This window comes from Salmonella sp. 2020_1459, from assembly GCF_043847915.1.
Lineage (GTDB): Bacteria > Pseudomonadota > Gammaproteobacteria > Enterobacterales > Enterobacteriaceae > Salmonella > Salmonella enterica.
The window spans coordinates 32,210-52,720 of the sequence record NZ_JBCMFA010000006.1 but is presented as its reverse complement, the minus strand read 5'-3'; the positions used below and the strand labels follow the sequence as shown (position 1 = coordinate 52,720).

Genomic DNA, 20,511 nt, shown 5'->3' with positions numbered 1-20,511 from the left:
AACAGGCGGCTTTAGGATTTTTCCTGGAAAATACACGACTTTTTTAACGTCAGGTTGCCGCAATATTTAAAATTGCCAGACAAATAGCAGAAAGAAACATTATTATATGCTTGAATAAATTCAGTATTGATTAACAGGGAGTAACGGGTATGTATAAGACAATCATTATGCCGGTTGATGTTTTTGAAATGGAACTTAGCGATAAAGCCATTCGCCACGCTGAGTTTCTGGCGCAACAGGATGGCGTCATTCATCTGTTGCATGTACTGCCTGGGTCCGCGAGCATGAGTCTGCACCGCTTTGCCGCCGACGTGCGTCGCTTTGAAGAACATTTACAGCATGAGGCGGAAACGCGTCTGCAAACGATGGTGGGACACTTCAGTATCGATCCTTCACGAATTAAAACGCATGTTCGCTTTGGTAGCGTGCGCGATGTCGTCAATGAGATGGGCGAAGAACTGGATGCGGATGTCGTGGTAATCGGTTCGCGTAATCCGTCCATCACGACACACCTGTTGGGGTCTAACGCCTCAAGCGTGGTGCGCCATGCAACGCTGCCGGTATTGGTTGTGCGTTAACTCTGGCGGCTAAAAACTGACACGCCCTGCCAGGTCACGCCTGGCAGGGCTTTTTACTGCATCATCGTTAGTACAAATGCCCGATATTCACAATAGTACTCACCGTGTCGCCAAAAAAGACCAGCCGACTCAGAAATACGCCGACGAATAACAAGACGAACAGGAGTTTCGGGCGCGAATCACCGTGACGGCTGGCGACAAAAGCGAGCGCAAGGCAGACCAGGCTTGCCAGATAAAACGGTGAAGCCAACCATGAACGCGCCGTCATCTGCATTACCGTTCCCCCGCTTAACCACACCAGCGGCGCCGCGATAAGTACCGCGATACACACCACAATTCCCTGGCGTAACGCAGGAACGGCAGGCCTGAGTTTTAACAGCGGAATCGCCGCGCAACCCATGACCCATACCGTAATAAAAAATAACAGCATGGTAAACCCATTAGCGATAGCCACCATCGCTGGCGCGGCGTAGGTCATCCCCTGCACCGCCACCAGTAACACGCCGAACACGGAGGCGATAAGAGCCATCGCTTTATGTCCCTTTGCCAGGAACGTTACGCCGACCGCTGCGCCAAACAACGTGGCGCCAAGGATTTCCCGACTTAACCAGGCATGTCGCAGGTTAATCAGCGCATCATAAGCGCGATCGGGATGCGCCAGATGCAGAATCGCGGCAATAGACGCCAATGCCAGCACCAGCCCGGTGGCCAACCAATAGAAACGCTGGCCTTCCACTTCACCACGCAGCGTACGCCATGTCAGTACCAAAGCCATCCCGACAGACATCTGGCTTAATACCGTAAAAAACACCAGCGGCAGTTCATATTTTTCCATTACTTGTCCTCCGGCTGCTTAGGCTGGCGCGCCAGAATAAAGCGCGTTCCTGGATTAAGCTGTGGCATATGCGGGAACCCTGGCGGATACTGCACCGCAGTATCGGGCACAGGATCGGCATCCAAATCGATAATCGACAAGGCGCCCACCGGACAGGCGTTTACGCACGCCGGATTCATACCGATATCAAGACGCTCGTAGCACATACTGCATTTTTCCGCTTTACGCGTCTCTTCATTAAAACGCGGCGCGCCATAAGGACAGTTACGAATACAGTTTTTACAGCCGATGCAGCGCTCAGGGTTATGCACCACCACGCCATCTTCACGTTTGGTATAGGCTTCGACCGGACAGGCGGCGACGCAGGCCGGATGTTCGCAGTGGTTACAGGCCAGCGAGTAAAACGCCCGCTCTTCATGTGGATAGATGTCTTTATCCAACGGATAAACGTAGCGCCAGAAGCGATCCGGCTCCAGTTGGTTAAAGCTTTTACACGCCATAGCACAGCCGCGGCAGCCGATGCACTTATCGCTATTCACTAAAAACGCACGTCTCATGCTACGGATTCCCCTTTACCGATCAATACAACGTCAGCAAACTGACTGTGGATAGCGGCGCCCGGCGCGCCAGTTTTCATCAGCCCCATATCAGCAGGCGTATCGGCCACGACGTTTTGCACGTTGTACTGCCGTTTCGGGAACCACGCTTCATACATCACCAGAAAATCTTCCGGCACGTTGGTGGTGACTTTTGCCCGCAGCTCAACTTCACCGGTGCCATTGAAAACTTTGACCAGATCGTTCTCACTGATGCCCTTTTTCTTCGCGGAAGAAGGATGGATATAAACGAACGGTTCCGGGTAGAACACCTGCATCCAGTCCAGGTTGATAAACTGCGAGTGCAGGCCAAACTGCACGTGCGGCGTAAACAGATGGAACGGCAGTTTGCTCTCGGCTTCCGGTTTGTATTCCGGCAGCGCGGTATGGCCGTTTTTCTCCGCCAGTTCAGATTTAAATTCATACTTGCCTGACGGCGTTTTGAATTTGCGGTCGTACCAGGCGGCAGAGCTTGGCAGAATCGCTTTTTTCGGCCCGTCCAGCAGATCGTCCCAGGAAGATATGCCGAACATTTTCGCCATTCCGTCGTTGAACTCCTGATCCAGCCAACGCTTGTGATCGAACTCTTGCGGGAAGGTACAGGAACCCGGCGCCATCTTATTAATGGTGCGCGACAGCATGGTAGCGATTTCAAGGTCGCATTTTGCTTCATACATCGGCTTAATCGCCGGCTGATTAATGGAAAGCCAGTAGTGCCAGTAAGAAGCATCCACGTTCCACTCTTCAAACGCGGTGGTAACGGGCAGCACGATATCAGCGTGTTGCACCGTTTCGTTGAAGAACTGATCGGCGCAGACCACCATTTCCAGTTTTTCAAACGCTTTTTTCATCTTGCTGCGATCGAAATCCTGGGCAAACGGGTTTTTACAGGCGACCCACAGCATACGAACCGGCGGATCGTTGGCCTCCAGAATCCCCTGCGCCGTCTGGTTGATATTCAGAGAGCGATCGGAGTACTGCACGGCGTCGCTGCCAGCGGCAGCCCCGAATTCACTGGTGGTGCCCGCCGCTCCCGGTATGCCAATAGCGCCCACCGGCGGCTTCTGCAGCATGGCGTTATAGTTAAAGCCCCAGGTATGCAGATGGCCATAACGCGCGCCGCCGCCTTCGACACCGATGTTGCCGGACATAGCGACAAAGGCATCGATAGCGCGAACGTTGGCGCCGCCGTTGACATGACGCTGCATCCCGTAACCAATCCAGACCGTGGCCGGCTTAACCGCCGTAAACTCTTCCGCCAGCTGGCGAATGACATCCGCAGACAGGCCGCAGATTTCTGCCGCCCACTCCACGGTTACATGGCTACGCAGATAGGCTTCAAATTCCGGATAGCCGTGAGCATCGTTGTTAACAAAATCCTGATCCACCAGGCCTTTATCCACCAGATGACGCGCCATTCCCAGCGCCAGCGCACCGTCTGAGCCAGGCCGTACGCGCAGGTAGAGATCGGCTTTGGCAGCAGTCTGCGACAGCAGCGGGTCGATAACCACGACCTTCGCCCCTTTCTCGCGCGCCTGATAGATGTACTTCATGCTGTGCATTGAGCACCAGGCCGGGTTGGCGCCCCAGATAATGATGTATTTCGCTTTCACCATATCTTCCGGGTCGTTACACCACATGTCGCCCATGTCGTAGTTTTGCGCGTCGATACCGGCAGGCCAGCACGGCGTACCGGCAAAACGGGTGGTGTAGCCAAGCGAGGACATCATCCCTTCAACGGCATAGTTCAGCACGCCAAACTTACCGGAATATTTGGTCAGCGCCAGACCGAGCATAGAACCGTCTTTTTTCTTAATCTCCAGCATTTTGGCGGCAATGCGCTGCATCGCCTCTTCCCATGAGATGCGACGCCAGTTGCCGCTACCGCGAACGTCCTGCGCCATGGGATATTTAATACGATCGGGGCTATAAACCCGGCGCGGATAGCTTAACCCTTTGACGCAAGGGGTACCGTGAGTAAATGTTGATTCCGGCGCGCCTTCCACGAAAGTAATGACCCCGTCCTTTACCCACGTCTTAAGGCTACAGGTGTCATAGCAGTTACGCGGACACGCGTTACGATAAATTTTGTACGTTTTAGGGTTAAAGGGAACAGGCGGCTGCGCAAGCGCGCATCGGGAGGTCAGTAATCCTCCGGGTAAAGCCGCAACGGCGCCCAGTGCCACTATCCCCTTTAAAAAAGAACGTCTGTTCAGATGTCCCGTCTCATTACTCATATTGATACTCTCGTTTTAATTCATCAAGCCAATAAAATAAGATGTCCGCCACCGTATATAACGTGGTCGTTTGTGCATGAGTTTTTATTTTTTCGATATATAATGGCACCCACTTTGTTAAATAGTTATTGATATATTGAGTGAGAGTAGAGCGGTATGGTGACGTTTGCCGGGTATTAGCCAGTAATAGTGTGGTCAATTCCAGCACGCAGGAAATATGATCGTCAGGGATATTGCTCTCCTGATTAACCGATAATCCCAACGCTGCCATAAACTCCCGTATCTCCAGCGTCGCCTTTCCCATCACCAGCGCATCCTCTTCCAGATACACTGAAGCGAAAGGCGCAGCCAGCAGCTTGCCAGGACCGACGAATAGCGCATTAAAGTCATACTCCGCTTCCAGCCACGCCCGGTCGGTAAGGTTTACCGCAGCAGAGGGATTTAATCTCACGTAGGCAGATTTCAGTGAATGACTATCATGAGAATTAAAAAAATCACGCAATGTAAGCCCTGTTTTTTCTAATTCCGTCAGTGATTCATAGATTGAATCCATGAATAAATAACCTCACATACAAATGCAATATAAATCAAGAAAAAAGAATGGGCATGTTAGCGGAAGCGCTTAATCTTTCTTTGATAAAAAACAGAAAAATTCCAGTTAAATCCGTAGAAGGCTTTTTTATTGTTTCAAAGTTTAAAAACAGAAGACCGTTGAAATAAAAAACCGTCTGTTATTAACAGACGGTTTCAGAGTATTGATAATGAAGAAGGTGTTTTACCCGGTGGCGTTCCCCAGGCATAAACACCGCAGGCCCGAATAGCTTACACTATCGGGCCATTTACGATGGCCAGTTAACTGGCCTTGCAGGTGTGCTTACTTCTTTTTATGCGATTTTGGTGCGAATCAGATAATCAAAGGCGCTCAACGAGGCTTTCGCCCCTTCGCCTGTGGCGATGATAATCTGTTTGTAAGGAACGGTGGTGCAATCGCCTGCGGCGAAGATGCCCTTAACGCTGGTTTCACATTTGGCGTCAATAATGATCTCGCCCATGCGGTTACGCTCAAGCGCGCCTTCCAGCCAGTGGGTATTCGGCAACAGACCAATCTGCACAAAAATCCCTGCCAGCGCGACGCTATGAATATCGCCGCTGACACGGTCACGATACTCCAGTCCCACCACTTTCGAACCGTCGCCCTTCACTTCTGTCGTTTGCGCATTCAAAATGATATCGACATTTTTCAGACTACGCACTTTGTCCTGTAGCACCTGATCCGCCTTCATCTCCGGCGCGAACTCCAGCAACGTAACATGTTCTACAATACCTGCCAGATCGATAGCCGCTTCAACGCCGGAGTTGCCGCCGCCGATGACCGCCACACGCTTCCCTTTAAATAACGGACCGTCGCAGTGCGGACAATAGGTGACGCCTTTGGTGCGATACTGATCCTCGCCCGGCACATTCATATTGCGCCATTTCGCGCCGGTGGCGATGATGATACTACGCGCTTTCAATACTGCGCCGGACGCCGTTTCAATCTGATGCAAGCCGCCTTCTGTTGCGGCCGGAACCAGTTTACTTGCGCTCTGGCTGTCGATAACGTCAACGTCGTAATCGCTGACATGCGCTTTCAGCGCGCCCGCCAGTTTCTGGCCTTCGGTTTTCGGCACCGAGATATAGTTTTCGATATCCACGGTATCCAGCACCTGACCGCCGAAGCGCTCGCCCATCAGACCGGTACGGATGCCTTTGCGCGCCGAGTAGACCGCTGCCGCCGCGCCCGCCGGGCCGGAGCCGACAATCAGTACGTCATACGCATCGCGTTTGTTCAGCGCTTCCGCCGCGCGTTTTTCTGCGCCAGTATCCACTTTAGCGACAATCTCGGTCAGAGTCATACGTCCCTGGCCGAACTCTTTACCGTTAACAAATACCGCCGGAACGCCCATCACGTTACGTTCGGTGATTTCGTTCTGGAAGGTGCCGCCATCAATTGCCGTATGTTTAATACGCGGGTTCAGCACCGCCATCAGGTTCAGCGCCTGCACTACGTCCGGGCAGTTATGACAGGAGAGTGAATAATAAGTTTCGAATTCAAAATCGCCGTCAATATCGCGAATCTGCTCCAGCAGCGACTGCGCTTCTTTTGACGGATGACCGCCGGTCCACAGCAGCGCCAAAACCAGCGAGGTAAATTCGTGGCCCAGCGGAGAACCGGCAAAGCGCGGCCCCTGCTGAGAACCTGGATTCGTAATCAGGAAAGACGGCTTACGCACCGGCAGAGTATTGTCTTCTTTAAACGTGACTTTGTCGGACAGCTCGGCGATTTCAGCCAGCAGTTCCTTGATTTCCGCCGATTTAGCGCTGTCATCCAGCGTGGCAATCAGCTCAACAGGTTTGGTCAGTTTCTCAAGGTAAGCCCTGAGCTGGGTTTTCATATTTGTGTCGAGCATTCTTCTTCCCTCTCTGAAAACATCATCATGCAAGCCGACTTCGCGGGACTGCATTAATGCAACTTGCGTCATGGTGCTGAAATGAAATGGGCGCGGGTGCGCCCATGACTGAAACAATTTCCAAAGTATTTCACGTCAGAGTAAGGCGGCTAGCCTGAGAATCCCCGGGAGCTTACTGAAGTAAGTGACCGGGGTGAGCAGGCGACGCCAACGCAGCTATGGCGTGAAAGACGACGGAAATTTAGATTTTACCGACCAGGTCTAAAGATGGAGCCAGAGTCGCTTCGCCTTCTTTCCATTTCGCCGGGCATACTTCGCCTGGGTGAGCGGCAACGTACTGTGCTGCTTTAATTTTACGCAGCAGGTCAGACGCGTCACGGCCGATACCTTCAGCGGTAACTTCGATCGCCTGGATGATACCCTGCGGGTCAACAACAAAGGTCGCACGGTCTGCCAGACCTTCATCTTCACGCATGTTGTCGAAGTTACGGGTCAGGGCGCCAGTCGGGTCGCCGATCATCGCATATTTGATTTTTGCGATAGTTTCAGAGCTGCTGTGCCATGCTTTGTGCGTGAAGTGAGTATCGGTTGAGACGGAATAAACGTCTACGCCCAGCTTCTGCAGTTCTTCGTAATGGTCGGCAACGTCACCCAGTTCAGTCGGGCAAACAAAGGTAAAATCGGCCGGGTAGAAGAAGAAGACGCTCCAGCGGCCTTCGGTATCTTTCTCGGTGACTTCAATGAATTCACCGTTTTTGAACGCCTGGTTTTTGAAAGGTTTGATTTTGGTGTTAATTAAGGACATCTATACTTCCTCCGTGTTTTCGTTGAGGAGTAAGTTAACGAAATTTTGCTGATTCGGCTAATGCGTTTCCATTATCAAATCAATAAGCGTTAACTAACAACCCGATTCGGGCGACATTGTGAACACTGCGCCCTGTCAGCCATCTAAAGTAAAAAGGCCGCCTGACAGGCGGCCCCATTACCTGAACTACCCGTAGGTAACTTCAGAGCCAGTACGACTCGTCTTGCAAATTACAGACGTATTGTCTGCAACTCGAAATCCATAGCGTATATGCTGGCTAAGTGTTGCGCTCTACATTACCTTAACAAAGGCTGTAACAGCGAAAAGGATTACATCACCCCAGCATAGAAAGGGCAATCCCGGCACGCCAGCTCTTACCTATGTCTGTGATAGGCATCATCATTAATACTCTTTTCGCTTTGATCTTAAAAGGAAAAAATATGATTAAACGTACATTGCTGCTTGCTATGCTGCCCATTCTCTCCCACGCGGAAGAACTGCCTGCGCCAGTTAAAGCCATTGAAAAACAGGGCATAACTATCCTGAAATCCTTCGAGGCGCCGGGGGGCATGAAGGGCTATCTCGGAAAGTATCAGGATATGGGCGTCACGATTTACCTGACGCCGGACGGCAAACACGCGATTTCCGGCTATATGTATAATGAAAAAGGTGAAAATCTTAGCAACGCCCTGATAGAAAAAGAGATCTATGCGCCGGCCGGACGAGAAATGTGGCAGAAAATGGAAAAAGCGTCATGGATACTCGACGGTAAAAAAGACGCGCCGGTGGTGCTGTATGTCTTCGCCGACCCTTTCTGCCCCTATTGTAAGCAGTTTTGGCAGCAAGCTCGCCCGTGGGTCGAATCCGGCAAGGTACAATTACGTACGTTACTGGTCGGGGTGATTAAACCGGAAAGCCCGGCCACAGCCGCAGCGATTTTAGCCGCGAAAGACCCGGCGAAAACCTGGTATGACTATGAAGCCTCCGCAGGAAAGATGAAGCTGGAGGTTCCGGCGTCCATCCCCCCGGCGCAGATGAAAGTCATTAATCAGAATCAGCAGTTAATGGACGATCTTGGCGCTAACGCGACGCCAGCAATTTATTACATGAATAAAGATAAGATTTTGCAACAGGTTGTGGGTTTACCGGAAAAAGCGCAACTGGACGCCATGATGGGGCAGCCTTAACGCAGAAATTAGCAAGGCAGAAGCTTAACCGTACCCCGCCCGATAGCGCTGCGTTTGTCGGGCCAACCTCCTCCCGGCATTAACGCGACGCCAGACCAGCATGTCATCCGGCACAGCCTTTTTAGACTAACGGCGTGATTATAAAAGTGTACGTTATGTCCGCCTTTACTGTGATTATTTACTCGCTAAAATATTCATAACTGTGGTATTTTAGTTTAAATAAACTCTACATTAAGTTTAATAAACATAACTCTGGTAAATTATTGAGATTAAGTCATAATCATGAAAGATACCATGATTATGCCGGGAAGATACTATGGCTAACCTTTACGACCTTAAAAAATTTGATCTTAACTTGTTGGTTATATTTGAATGTATCTATCAACATTTAAGCATTAGCAAAGCAGCAGAAACACTCTATATTACACCTTCTGCCGTAAGCCAGTCATTGCAACGCCTGCGCACGCAATTCAACGATCCTCTATTTATTCGTTCAGGCAAAGGAATTACGCCTACCGTAACAGGCATTAATTTACATTATCATTTAGAAAATAATCTTAACAGCCTGGAACAAACTATTAATATAATGAATCAGTCCAGCCTGAAGAAAAAATTTATTATCTACAGCCCACAGCTGTTGATCACCCAATATGTGATGAAATTAGTTAAATATATCCGCAAAGATCCACAGGTTGAAATTGAACATCACGACATTTTGACCACTGACGAACTGCCTGAAGATCTGCTTGCCTACCGCAAAGCAGATATTGTGGTTTCAATGGCCCCACTGAATAATCGTTCTATTGTTTGTACTCACTTTAATAGGCTAGAATGCATCCTGGTTTGCAGTGAAAACCATCCCCGACTAGGCGACACCGCCACTATCGACGAAATTCTACAAGAGTCATTTACGCAACTCGTCTCCCGGGCAACCGGTATGAAAGAATATCATTCACTTATGGATGATGTGCTGGGGGAAAGAATAATTGGTTTCAGAAGCAAATCGCTGATGACCATCGCCAACTCTATCAGCTCCACGGAGCTTATTGGTTTTTTACCACAAACATTTTTTGACTATTACTCTTCCTCTATCAAACTTAAAAAAGTCACCATACCTTTTACCATTGCTCCCATACAATTCTATCTTATGTATAATAGGGCTTCGCTGAATAATAGCGGATTTGCTGAGCTCATTGAGCACATCACAAAAAAACATTAATAAGAAGGTCAGATAACGGATATTAATATAAATTTAATATATATGTTTATGGAATATATTTATTTTACAAATATAATAAAGCATTGCAAGTTCATCTAATCTGCTTATCCTTTATGTTAATTATTTCGAATATACTGTAGTTAACACATCGGAGACTATCCAGAGATGTCGGTTTATAAAGTTCCGCTCGAGCAAAATGTTCTGGAAGCGGCTCAAGAGCGTATAATGTGGACCCTGGAAACCTTACCCCGGGTCTGCGTCTCATTTTCTGGTGGTAAAGATTCAGGACTTATGTTGCACCTGACGGCAACGTTGGCGCGCAAAATGAATAAAAAGATCCATGTTCTCTTCATTGACTGGGAAGCGCAATTCTCCTGTACCATCACCTATATTGAATCGTTACGTGAATACTACGCGGACGTTATTGAGCGTTTTTATTGGGTCGCATTACCCTTAACCACACAAAATTCCCTTTCACAATACCAGCCGGAGTGGCAGTGTTGGCAGCCGGGTACCGACTGGGTACGACAACCGCCAGAAGATGCGATTACCGATCCGGCCTTTTTTTCCTTTTATCAACACGGCATGACCTTTGAACAGTTCGTTCGCGATTTTGCCGACTGGTTTTCAGAAAAACGTCCTGCCGCTATGCTGGTCGGTATTCGTTCCGACGAATCCTATAACCGATTTGCCGCTATCGCTAACTCGCATAAGCTGCGCTTTGCCGACGATAAGCCCTGGACCACGTTAGCCCCTAAGGGGCACACCTGGTATATCTATCCCATCTATGACTGGAAAACCGCAGATATCTGGACCTGGTTCGCCAAAACAGGTAAACCATGTAACCCTTTGTATAATTTGATGTATCAGGCTGGAGTACCGCCCCGTTACATGCGTATTTGCGAACCGTTCGGCCCGGAACAACGACAGGGGTTATGGCTGTATCATGTTATCGAACCTGAGCGCTGGGCGGCCATGTGCGCCAGAGTCAGCGGCGCACTCAGCGGAGGAATATACGCCGGACAAGACAGCCATTTTTACGGCCACCGGAAAATTTTAAAACCCGATCACCTTAACTGGGAAGAGTACGCGCTGCTCCTGCTACACAGTATGCCTGAAGTCACTGCCGAACATTACCGTAATAAAATCGCCGTTTATTTGCAGTGGTATAAGAAAAAAGGCATGCACACCATTCCACAAACGCAGCATGGCGATATCGGATCGCGCGATATTCCGTCGTGGCGACGGATCTGCAAAGTATTACTGAACAATGATTACTGGTGCCGGGCGCTGTCATTCAGTCCGACAAAACCTAAGAATTACCAGCGTTATAACGAACGTATGAAAGCTAAACGCCAGGAATGGGGGATCTTATGCAACACCGACTCACAACCGAAATAACTCACTTTCTCTCTGAACTGCCTGAAGAGGAGAGGATCGCCGCCATTAATGAATTTAGAATGGCGATACATAGCGTTAGTCCTTTTCGCGATGAGCCTGTCGATTGTGTCCTGTGGGTGAAAAACGATCATATTTCACCTAATGACTACAACCCGAATAACGTTGCGCCGCCGGAGAAAAAACTGCTGCTTAAATCGATTGAACAAGATGGGTTTACTCAGCCGATCGTGGTGGTAAAGGCCAATACGGAGGAGTACGAGATTGTGGACGGTTTTCACCGTCATGAGCTGGGCAAAGGAAAAGCGGCCCTGAAAAGGCGTCTGAAAGGCTACCTGCCGATAACGTGTCTGGACAGAGAACGTCACGAACGCATGGCGGCAACCATTCGGCATAACCGCGCGCGCGGGCGCCACCAGATCCACGCCATGTCAGAAATCGTGCGCGAACTTTCTCTGCTAGGCTGGGACGAGAGCAAAATCGGCCAGGAGTTAGGTATGGACGCCGATGAAGTCCTGCGCCTGAAACAGATCAACGGCCTGCAGGAGCTTTTTGCAGACCGTCGATTCTCCAGAGCGTGGACGGTTAAATAACTACAGTTTACACAGGCGCTCTGCGGCGGCCAGCAGCGTTGATTCCTGTTTAGCGAAACATAAACGTATAAGCTGATGCGGGAAAGGGGCGGCGCAAAAGACAGAGAGCGGAATAGCGGCGACACCGACTTCTTCGGTTAGCCACTGACAAAACTCAACGTCATTTAGCGTCGACACTGCGCTGTAATCGATTAACAGAAAATAGGTACCTTCACAGGGCAGCACTTTTAATCGGCTTTGCGCCAGCGCGTTAACCAGCACATCGCGTTTTTTCCGGTAAAAATCGGGTAACGCGCGATAGTGTTCCGGCGCGGCGCGCAGCATATCCGCCAGCGCCAGTTGCGCCGGCGTATTGACGCAAAACGTCAGGTACTGATGAACTTTGCGTATTTCGGCGCTAATGGCCGCAGGCGCAACGCAGTAACCAATCTTCCATCCTGTCATATGAAAGGTTTTACCAAACGATGAAACGGCAACCGCCCGCTCTCGTAACTGAGGGTGCGCCAATACGCTGGCATGACCTTCGACGGCAAAACAAATATGTTCGTACACTTCATCGCTTAACACATAAATTTCCCGCTCGCCGATAGCCTGCCACAGCGCCTCGATATCCGCCTGACGCCAGACGGTAGCGGTGGGATTATGCGGCGTATTGAGGATCACCAGTCGCGTGCGCTCGCTAAGCAACGCCGAAAACGCCTGCCAGTCGACGCGAAAATGCGGCGGCGTAAGCGCTATGCGTTTTAACACGCCGCCGGAGAGCGCCACGGCTGGGGCATAGCTGTCGTAACTGGGATCGAAACAGATAACCTCATCCCCTGCCCGCACCAGCGCGGTAATCGCCGCATACAGCGCTTCTGTCGCGCCCGCTGTGACGGTGATATCACTGACGTCATCGGGTCGATAACCATATATTTCCGCCGTTTTATCGGCAATGGCCTCCCGCAGCGCCTGCGCCCCCGTCATCGGCGCATATTGATTCGCGCCCTGCGCGACATGATAAGCCAACCGCTCGTGCAAATAACGAGGACCATCAAAATCAGGGAAGCCTTGCGATAAATTTATTGCCTGATGTTTCTGCGCCAGCGCGCTCATTTGCGTAAAAATCGTGGTACCAAGATTTGGCAATTTGCTTTTTGGAATCAGTGGGTTATTTCTCATTATCTTCATACCCGCCAGTGATGTGGTTGTTGACACACTATCACAGGGTGTTAGTATTTGGCAATCAAGACGTTTAGATGTCTAAATATAATAACAACGGTGAGAAGACCCTAAGGACAACACAACATGAACCACACTGAGATCCGCGTCGTTACCGGCCCGGCGAATTATTTTTCCCATGCAGGAAGCCTCGAAAGACTGACCGACTTTTTCACGCCGGAACAGCTTTCCCACGCCGTTTGGGTGTACGGCGAACGCGCGATTGCCGCCGCCCGGCCTTACCTGCCGGAAGCGTTTGAACGTGCTGGCGCAAAGCATCTGCCGTTTACCGGCCATTGTAGCGAACGCCATGTTGCCCAACTGGCGCACGCCTGCAACGACGATCGTCAGGTGGTGATAGGCGTCGGCGGCGGCGCGCTGCTCGATACCGCCAAAGCGCTCGCCCGCCGTCTGGCGCTGCCGTTTGTCGCTATCCCGACAATCGCGGCAACCTGCGCCGCCTGGACACCGCTTTCCGTCTGGTATAACGACGCGGGACAGGCGTTACAGTTCGAAATTTTTGATGATGCCAATTTTCTGGTGCTGGTCGAACCGCGCATTATTCTGCAGGCGCCCGATGACTATCTGTTAGCTGGCATTGGCGATACGCTGGCGAAATGGTATGAAGCCGTTGTGCTTGCGCCGCAGCCTGAAACGTTGCCATTGACCGTAAGGCTGGGCATTAACAGCGCGTGCGCTATTCGCGATCTCCTGCTGACCAGCAGCGAACAAGCATTAGCGGATAAACAGCAGCGTCGGCTGACCCAGGCATTTTGCGACGTGGTGGATGCGATTATCGCTGGCGGCGGTATGGTCGGCGGCCTCGGAGAACGCTATACCCGTGTCGCCGCCGCCCATGCGGTACACAACGGTCTGACCGTCCTGCCGCAAACGGAAAAATTCCTGCACGGAACGAAAGTGGCTTATGGCATTCTGGTGCAAAGCGCGCTACTGGGACAAGATGACGTGCTGGCGCAATTGATTGCAGCGTACCGGCGATTTCATCTGCCGGCCAAGCTTAGCGAACTGGACGTGGATATTCATAACACCGCCGAGATCGATAGGGTAATCGCGCATACCCTGCGCCCGGTCGAATCCATCCACTATTTACCGGTGACGTTAACGCCAGACACCCTGCGTGCGGCGTTTGAAAAAGTTGAATTTTTCAGAATATAGCCTGGTGACATTGCGTTTATCAGGCCTGGCAACCCTCAGCAGCAACGCGCGCCGCCTTTTCCACCATAGCGCGCATCCTGCCGCTCGCGGAAAAATTCTTCATAGGTCATCGGCGTCTGATCCGGATGCGTTATGCGCATATGCTCAACATAGTTGTCGTAGTCTGGCACGCCAATCATCATTTTTGCGGCCTGTCCCAGATATTTTCCGGCTTTCGAAAGCGTATCGAACATCGTTGTCACCTGTCATCCAAATGCCCTCTCCTTATTCTGGAGAGGGCTATTGATGTAAAAAGATTAGTGCGCGCCTTTCGCCTGCGTCACGATCTCATCCACATTTTCCGGCATCGGCTCATACGGCGTTTCATTCGCCGTCGGTTTATCAATCTTCAGAGCGGCCAGCGCCGTCTTAATAGAGAAGACCGCCAGCACCACAACCACCACCATAAAGAAGATGGTTAGCCCGGCATCCAGACGGTTATTGAATACCAACTGCGCGAGCTGCGATTCGGTGTACTGCGGCGGAATATTGCCGCTGTCGATCATCGACTGGAACTTATTGGCAATGGCCAGGAAGCCGATTTTCGCATCCGGACTAAACGCTTTCTGCCAGCCCGCCGTCAGCGTACAAATCAGCAGCCAGGCCGTCGGCACCAGCGCGACCCACGCATAACGCTGACGCTTCATTTTGAACAGTACCACGGCGCAAAGCATCAGCGCCATACCCGCCAGCATCTGGTTGGCGATGCCAAACAGCGGCCACAGGGTGTTAATACCGCCCAACGGATCGACCACGCCCTGATGGAGGAAATACCCCCACGCCAGCACGCACAATGCCGTAGCAAGCAGGTTCGCTGGCAGCGAATCGGTACGTTTCAGCCCTGGCGACACTACGCCCAACAAATCCTGCAACATAAAGCGCGCCGCACGGGTACCCGCATCCACCGCCGTCAGAATAAACAGCGCTTCAAACAGAATGGCGAAGTGATACCAGAACGCCACATCCATCATGCCGCCCAACGCGCCATGTAAAATGTAGGCCATCCCTACCGCCAGCGTTGGCGCACCGCCTGCGCGGGAGATAATGGATTGTTCGCCGACTTCATTGGCAATCTGGTGTAACGTATCCGGCGTGATAGCAAACCCCCAACTACTGACCACCTGCGCGGCAGAAGCTACGACATCCGCTGTCCCCGCTGGCGCCAGTACCGCCATAGGGCTATTCATCGCAAAGTAAACGCCCGGATCGATAATACAGGCGGAGACCAGCGCCATAATGGCGACGAAAGATTCCATTAACATCCCGCCGTAGCCGATAAAGCAGGCCTGGCCTTCGTTGGCCAACATCTTCGGCGTCGTGCCGGAGGAGATGAGCGCATGGAAACCGGAGACCGCGCCGCAGGCGATGGTAATAAACAGGAACGGGAACAGGTCGCCCGTCCAGACCGGTCCGGTACCATCAACAAATTTGGTCAGCGCCGGCATAGTCAGCGTCGGACGCATGATCAGAATCCCGACCGCCAGACCGACAATCGTACCAATTTTCAGGAAGGTAGAGAGGTAATCACGCGGCGCGAGCAGCAGCCAGACCGGCAGTACCGCCGCGACAAAACCATAACCCACCAGCATCCAGGTAAGCTGCACGCCAGTAAAATCAAAGTACGGCGCCCAGGTTGGGCTTGCCGCCACCCATCCGCCGGAAATAATAGCGAAAATAAGGAATACCAGCCCAATGACCGACACCTCGCCGATGCGCCCCGGACGCAGATAACGCAGGTAGATGCCCATAAAAATCGCCAGTGGAATGGTGAACGCGACAGTGTACGTTCCCCACGGGCTATGGGTCAGCGCTTTCACCACGATCATCGCCAGGACGGCCAGAATGATCACCATGATCATAAAGCAGGCCACCAGCGCGATCACCCCTGCCGTCGCGCCCATCTCCTCTTTAACCAGCTCGCCAAGCGAACGCCCATCGCGTCGGGTCGAGACGAACAGCACCATAAAGTCCTGCACCGCTCCCGCCAGCACAACGCCCGCCAGCAGCCAGATCATCCCCGGCAGATAGCCCATCTGCGCCGCCAGTACCGGCCCGACCAGCGGACCTGCGCCAGCAATGGCAGCAAAATGGTGACCGAACAGCACTTTCTTATCGGTCGGGACATAATCCAGACCATCATTATGACGTACCGCGGGCGTCATACGCGTTGGGTCAACCGCCAGCACTTTTTTGGCGATATAGAGCCCATAAAAACGATACGCAATTAGATAGACACAGACCGACGCCACCACGATCCATAGCGCGTTGATCTGTTCCCCACGATTTAACGCAATATAGCCCAGGGCAAACGCACCCAATACTGAGAGCGCTGTCCAGACGAGGTATTTCCCTGATTTATTCATAGTTGTTGTCCGTTTGGGTGTTCCAGAGAGATGTTACATTTTGTTTCTATAACACCTTTACCGTAATTAACAACACAACAACATGATAAAACCGTATCGTTACCCATTTTTTACATTACAGTGTTAACCAGATCACTTCCTTATCTTCGTTAATGCTGCAATTGCATTTTACTTTGCCAGAACTATCCCATTACCGCCGTTCCCAGGCGACAGGTGCAGCAGCGCCTCCCCTGCTCGTCAAAGAGCGTAATTTCCCAGCTTTGATTCTGCCGCCCCAGATGCAGCGGCAGGCAAACGCCGCGTACTTTCCCCTGCGAGACGGCGCGGTGGTGGGTGGCGTTTAACTCGGTCCCGACCACGCACTGCCCGTCGCGGGTCATCAGATAACCCGCCATTGATCCTAACGTCTCCGCCAGCGCTGCCGATGCGCCGCCGTGTAGCAGACCAAACGGTTGATGAGTGCGGGCATCGACGGGCATTTCCGCCTCCAGCACGTCATCGCCCAGACGGGTGTAAACAATGCCCAGATGCGCCACCAGCGTGTTCTGACTGGTAGCGTTCAATTCATCCAGCGTTAAATGCCGTTTCCAGATCATCGTCAGGCTCCCAATGTTGAACCGCCGTCCACCACGATATCCTGCAAGGTAATGTGGCTGGCCAGATCGGAGGCAAGAAACAAAATGGTATTGGCTATCTCCTGCGGACGGGCGATTTTACCGAGCGGTATGCCGAGCTTAAACTGTTCGCCGAAACCGCGAATACGCTGCTGTTCGGCATCTTCACTCACCCATAAAGTGCGCTGCATATCGGTGTTGGTCGAGCCCGGCGACACCACATTACAGCGCACCCCACAGCCCGCCAGCTCCAGCCCTACGGTTAGCGCCAGGCTTTTCAGCGCCGCTTTAGAGGCGCCGTAAGCGCTCATACCGATACGCGGCGTATGCGCCGCATCTGAGGCTACGGTGACAATCGCCCCTCCCTGCTGACGGCGAAACTGCGCCATCGTCTGGGAAAACAGGTTAAATGCCCCGCCCACATTGACCGCAAATGTCTGCTGCCAGTCGTCGACGCTAAGCGCATCAGTCGCTCCCATACGCAAAATACCGGCGGCGTTGACCAGCACATCCAGCCGCGGCGTTTTTTGCAACACACGCTGGCACACCTGCGCAACCTGTGCGGCATCCGCCACATCCATGACTTCGGTAGCAAAGGGATAATTCTCTTGCGTAAATTCGCGATCGAAGCCGATCACCCGCGCCCCGGCGTCAACAAACGCCAGCGCCGTCGCGTAACCGATCCCTTTCCCCGCCCCGGTCACCCATACCGTTTTGTCTGAAAAATCAAAGCCGGTCATTACTCTACCCCGCGAGAAAGCAGCGCCCACCAGGCGTCAATGGTCGGGTTTTTCGCCAGCATCACGAAGTCGATATCGCCGTGTACTTTACGCCAGCGCGCCGCCAGCCCCATCATGCGTACTGAATCCAGGCCATAATCAATCAGGTTTTCATCATCCAGCGGCTCGTCGGTCTCATCCAGCAACGGCAGAATCAACGCCCGCAGCGCCGCTTTACTGGCAGGAACCGGCGTCGGCAGCAGCGACTCGGTCATGACGACGCGACCGGAACGCCCCGCCACATAGTTCAGCGCCATCAGATGCTCTTCCCGGCTGAAATCCGCCAGCGCATCCGCCACCATAAACGGCTTAATGTCGCGCATAAACGCATCGGTAGCGGTGGTCATACAGCCAATATGCGCATACACGCCGGTAATGATGAGCTGATTGCGTCCGGTATCTTTTAACATCTGTTCCAGCGGCGAGCGGTGAAACGCGCTATAGCGCCACTTCACCAGCACCGTATCCGCCTCATCCGGCGTTAAGGCTTCTACCACCTTCTGCTGTTCCGGAGAGCGCGTCAGTCCCGGTCCCCACATATCATTGAGTAACGCGCGATCTTCATCGCTTTGCTCTTTCGGCTGAGCGGTGTAATAGACCGGGATATGATGTTCCTTACAGTACTGGCGCAGAGCGGCGATATTGGCAATCACCTGGTCCATCATTGGGCAGTTGCGGCCCCAAAAGCTGACAAAGTAATCCTGCATATCGTGGATGAGCAGCGCAGCGCGCTCCGGCTCAAATGCCCAGTTCACTTTGTTGGTCGGGATATCCAGTGCGGTGGGCAGCGCGTAAGACTGTAGTTTCGGGATTGCCATCTCTCTTTCTCCTTCAGAGCGGTGAACGTGACGCCAACCGCTGGCGTAATTGTTTTTTATCGACTTTACCAACCGGCGTCAGCGGCAGTGACGCAACGCACTCCACGCGATCCGGTAATTTAAATTCCGCCACGCCCTGCTCTCGCAGGAAACGGCGTACCTGTACCGCTCGCAGCGGCTCTTTTACCACCAGATATGCGCAACTTTTTTCCCCCAGCAGTTCATCTTCCATGCTGACCAGCGCCGCATGGATCACCGCCGGGTGGCGCAGTAACAGGTTTTCTATCTCTTCGGCGGCTATCTTCTCGCCGCCCCGATTGATCTGATCTTTTTCACGCCCGTGAACGGTGATGTAGCCGTCTTGATCAATGGAGATCAGATCGCCGGAACAGTAAAAACCGTTGGCGTCAAAGGCGCTGGCATTGTGTTGCGGACTGTTGAAATAGCCGCGAAAAGTATAGGGGCCGCGCGTCATCAGACGACCAATCTCGCCCGGCGGCACTGGATTCCCGTCAGCATCCGCCACCCACACTTCGTCGTCCGGACACATGGGTCTTCCCTGGGTATTGATAATCCGTTCCGGACTATCGTCCAGCCGGGTATAGTTCACTAACCCTTCCGCCATGCCGAAGACCTGCTGCAACTGACAGCCAATTTCAGCCGGAATACGGGCGGCCAGCGTCGCAGAAAGCCGCGCGCCGCCAACCTGCAATAACCTTAATGACGCCAGCGGCGCATTGCCGCCCCACTCCTGGATAGCCTGTAGCCATAGACTGACCGCGGGAGGCACCAGCGCCGTGGCATTAATCTGGTGTTTTTCGATCAGCGGGAAACAGAGCGTGGCGCTGGGATCGGTCGCCAGCACTACCGTTCCTTTGGCAAGAAAGACGCCCAGCGCGCCCGGCGAACTCATGGCGTAGTTATGCGCGGCGGGAATCGCGCACAGAAAACGCGTCTCCTCGTTGAAACCGCAAATCTCATTGCTGCGGCGCACGCTGTAGTAATAGTCGTTATGGGTACGGGGAATAAGCTTTGGCGTGCCGGTAGTACCGCCGGAAAGCTGAAAGTAGGCCACTTCGTCAGCAGGTGATGGCGTGGCGGTGAAATCTTCCGCCGCCTGCCGCATCGCCGCGTCCAGGCTGTGATCGCCGTCGTCGTTGCGCAATAACACCACCCGCACAGAGCGGTGTTCAGCCACAAACGTGTTGAGAAAGTCCTCCCCGGCGAACAGCGTATGTTGGCGATCGGCAATCACCAGCGTCGGCGCGATCTGCATCGCATAGGCGTTAAGTTCGGTACGTTGATGGCTAAACAGCGCCAGAACGGGCGCTACGCCAAGCTTCAACAGGGCGAAAAAGGTGATATACAGTTCCGGTACATTCCCCAGTTGTACCAGAGCGGTTTCGCCAGGTTTGATGCCCTGACGGCGTAAACTGCAGGCCAGATTATCTGCGGCCTGGTTGAGCTGGCGATAGCTGAATGCGCGCTCGCCTTCAATGACCGCCGTCTTGTCGCTGTCAGCGTGGCGGGTCAGAATATCGGTCAACGGCACGTCTTGCCAGTAGCCTTTTTCACGATAACGGCGGGCAAATTCATCCGGCCAACGGGTGAAAGGTATACGCAT

Annotated in this window: 19 protein-coding genes; 6 read left to right on the top strand and 13 right to left on the bottom strand. The window is 52.5% G+C overall.

What is annotated here, in order from left to right; genetic code table 11:
- The first annotated feature begins 149 nt into the window (after positions 1 to 149).
- Positions 150 to 578, top strand: a complete 429-nt coding sequence (uspG, locus tag ACH0VJ_RS15800) for a universal stress protein UspG (RefSeq protein WP_000278499.1) — start codon at positions 150 to 152, stop codon at positions 576 to 578.
- Between the two features lie 67 nt (positions 579 to 645).
- On the opposite strand, the gene ACH0VJ_RS15795 is transcribed toward uspG, so the two are convergent.
- From ACH0VJ_RS15795 to ahpC, 6 genes are all read right to left on the bottom strand, one after another.
- Entirely contained in the window at positions 646 to 1,413 is a 768-nt protein-coding gene (locus ACH0VJ_RS15795) for a dimethyl sulfoxide reductase anchor subunit family protein (RefSeq protein ID WP_000417096.1), read from the bottom strand.
- Positions 1,413 to 1,970 (bottom strand): 4Fe-4S dicluster domain-containing protein, encoded by a 558-nt coding sequence (locus ACH0VJ_RS15790; protein ID WP_021000051.1) that lies wholly within the window; start codon positions 1,968 to 1,970, stop codon positions 1,413 to 1,415. The genes ACH0VJ_RS15795 and ACH0VJ_RS15790 overlap by 1 nt, the downstream gene beginning before the upstream one ends.
- Positions 1,967 to 4,246, bottom strand: a complete 2,280-nt coding sequence (locus ACH0VJ_RS15785; protein ID WP_000064322.1) for a molybdopterin-dependent oxidoreductase — start codon at positions 4,244 to 4,246, stop codon at positions 1,967 to 1,969. The genes ACH0VJ_RS15790 and ACH0VJ_RS15785 overlap by 4 nt, the downstream gene beginning before the upstream one ends.
- Positions 4,239 to 4,799 (bottom strand): molecular chaperone, encoded by a 561-nt coding sequence (locus ACH0VJ_RS15780; protein ID WP_000377433.1) that lies wholly within the window; start codon positions 4,797 to 4,799, stop codon positions 4,239 to 4,241. The genes ACH0VJ_RS15785 and ACH0VJ_RS15780 overlap by 8 nt, the downstream gene beginning before the upstream one ends.
- Before the next feature lie 331 nt (positions 4,800 to 5,130).
- Positions 5,131 to 6,696 (bottom strand): alkyl hydroperoxide reductase subunit F, encoded by a 1,566-nt coding sequence (gene ahpF, locus ACH0VJ_RS15775; RefSeq protein WP_000887643.1) that lies wholly within the window; start codon positions 6,694 to 6,696, stop codon positions 5,131 to 5,133.
- Between the two features lie 241 nt (positions 6,697 to 6,937).
- Positions 6,938 to 7,501, bottom strand: a complete 564-nt coding sequence (gene ahpC / locus ACH0VJ_RS15770; protein ID WP_000052802.1) for an alkyl hydroperoxide reductase subunit C — start codon at positions 7,499 to 7,501, stop codon at positions 6,938 to 6,940.
- Positions 7,502 to 7,941: 440 nt separating this feature from the next.
- Here ahpC and dsbG point away from each other — a divergent pair, with 440 nt between their 5' ends.
- From dsbG to ACH0VJ_RS15750, 4 genes are all read left to right on the top strand, one after another.
- Positions 7,942 to 8,688: a thiol:disulfide interchange protein DsbG gene (dsbG, locus tag ACH0VJ_RS15765; RefSeq protein WP_000597131.1), complete on the top strand. Its 747-nt coding sequence runs from the start codon at positions 7,942 to 7,944 to the stop codon at positions 8,686 to 8,688.
- A 316-nt stretch (positions 8,689 to 9,004) separates the two neighbouring features.
- Complete coding sequence (locus ACH0VJ_RS15760) at positions 9,005 to 9,907, top strand: LysR family transcriptional regulator (protein WP_000002497.1); 903 nt, start codon at positions 9,005 to 9,007, stop codon at positions 9,905 to 9,907.
- Positions 9,908 to 10,072: 165 nt separating this feature from the next.
- Positions 10,073 to 11,308: a phosphoadenosine phosphosulfate reductase gene (locus ACH0VJ_RS15755; RefSeq protein WP_000118144.1), complete on the top strand. Its 1,236-nt coding sequence runs from the start codon at positions 10,073 to 10,075 to the stop codon at positions 11,306 to 11,308.
- Positions 11,281 to 11,898 (top strand): ParB/RepB/Spo0J family partition protein, encoded by a 618-nt coding sequence (locus ACH0VJ_RS15750; RefSeq protein WP_001164756.1) that lies wholly within the window; start codon positions 11,281 to 11,283, stop codon positions 11,896 to 11,898. Before ACH0VJ_RS15755 ends, ACH0VJ_RS15750 begins: the two co-directional genes overlap by 28 nt.
- On the opposite strand, the gene ACH0VJ_RS15745 is transcribed toward ACH0VJ_RS15750, so the two are convergent.
- A complete protein-coding gene (locus ACH0VJ_RS15745; protein ID WP_001245597.1) occupies positions 11,899 to 13,059 on the bottom strand; it encodes a pyridoxal phosphate-dependent aminotransferase in 1,161 nt (386 codons plus the stop codon).
- 126 nt (positions 13,060 to 13,185) lie between these two features.
- On the opposite strand from ACH0VJ_RS15745, the gene ACH0VJ_RS15740 reads away from it, so the two are divergent.
- A complete protein-coding gene (locus ACH0VJ_RS15740; RefSeq protein ID WP_001016848.1) occupies positions 13,186 to 14,274 on the top strand; it encodes an oxidoreductase in 1,089 nt (362 codons plus the stop codon).
- Between the two features lie 35 nt (positions 14,275 to 14,309).
- Here the strand turns inward: ACH0VJ_RS15740 and ACH0VJ_RS15735 are convergent, their stop codons facing one another.
- The 6 genes from ACH0VJ_RS15735 to entE form a co-directional block, all read right to left on the bottom strand.
- Positions 14,310 to 14,507 carry a YbdD/YjiX family protein gene (locus tag ACH0VJ_RS15735; RefSeq protein ID WP_000460619.1) on the bottom strand — a complete coding sequence of 66 codons (198 nt, stop codon included), beginning with the start codon at positions 14,505 to 14,507 and terminating at the stop codon, positions 14,310 to 14,312.
- Positions 14,508 to 14,570: 63 nt separating this feature from the next.
- Positions 14,571 to 16,676, bottom strand: a complete 2,106-nt coding sequence (gene cstA / locus ACH0VJ_RS15730; RefSeq protein ID WP_023206869.1) for a pyruvate/proton symporter CstA — start codon at positions 16,674 to 16,676, stop codon at positions 14,571 to 14,573.
- Between the two features lie 182 nt (positions 16,677 to 16,858).
- The gene (gene entH, locus ACH0VJ_RS15725) at positions 16,859 to 17,272 is read right to left on the bottom strand and encodes a proofreading thioesterase EntH (RefSeq protein WP_000637966.1); all 414 of its coding nucleotides are present in this window, start codon (positions 17,270 to 17,272) and stop codon (positions 16,859 to 16,861) included.
- A 2-nt stretch (positions 17,273 to 17,274) separates the two neighbouring features.
- Positions 17,275 to 18,030, bottom strand: coding sequence for a 2,3-dihydro-2,3-dihydroxybenzoate dehydrogenase EntA (gene entA, locus ACH0VJ_RS15720; protein WP_000145519.1), 756 nt, complete (start codon positions 18,028 to 18,030; stop codon positions 17,275 to 17,277).
- Complete coding sequence (locus ACH0VJ_RS15715) at positions 18,030 to 18,887, bottom strand: isochorismatase (RefSeq protein ID WP_001007166.1); 858 nt, start codon at positions 18,885 to 18,887, stop codon at positions 18,030 to 18,032. The genes entA and ACH0VJ_RS15715 overlap by 1 nt, the downstream gene beginning before the upstream one ends.
- Positions 18,888 to 18,900: 13 nt before the next feature.
- Positions 18,901 to 20,511 (bottom strand): (2,3-dihydroxybenzoyl)adenylate synthase EntE, encoded by a 1,611-nt coding sequence (gene entE, locus ACH0VJ_RS15710; protein WP_001222450.1) that lies wholly within the window; start codon positions 20,509 to 20,511, stop codon positions 18,901 to 18,903.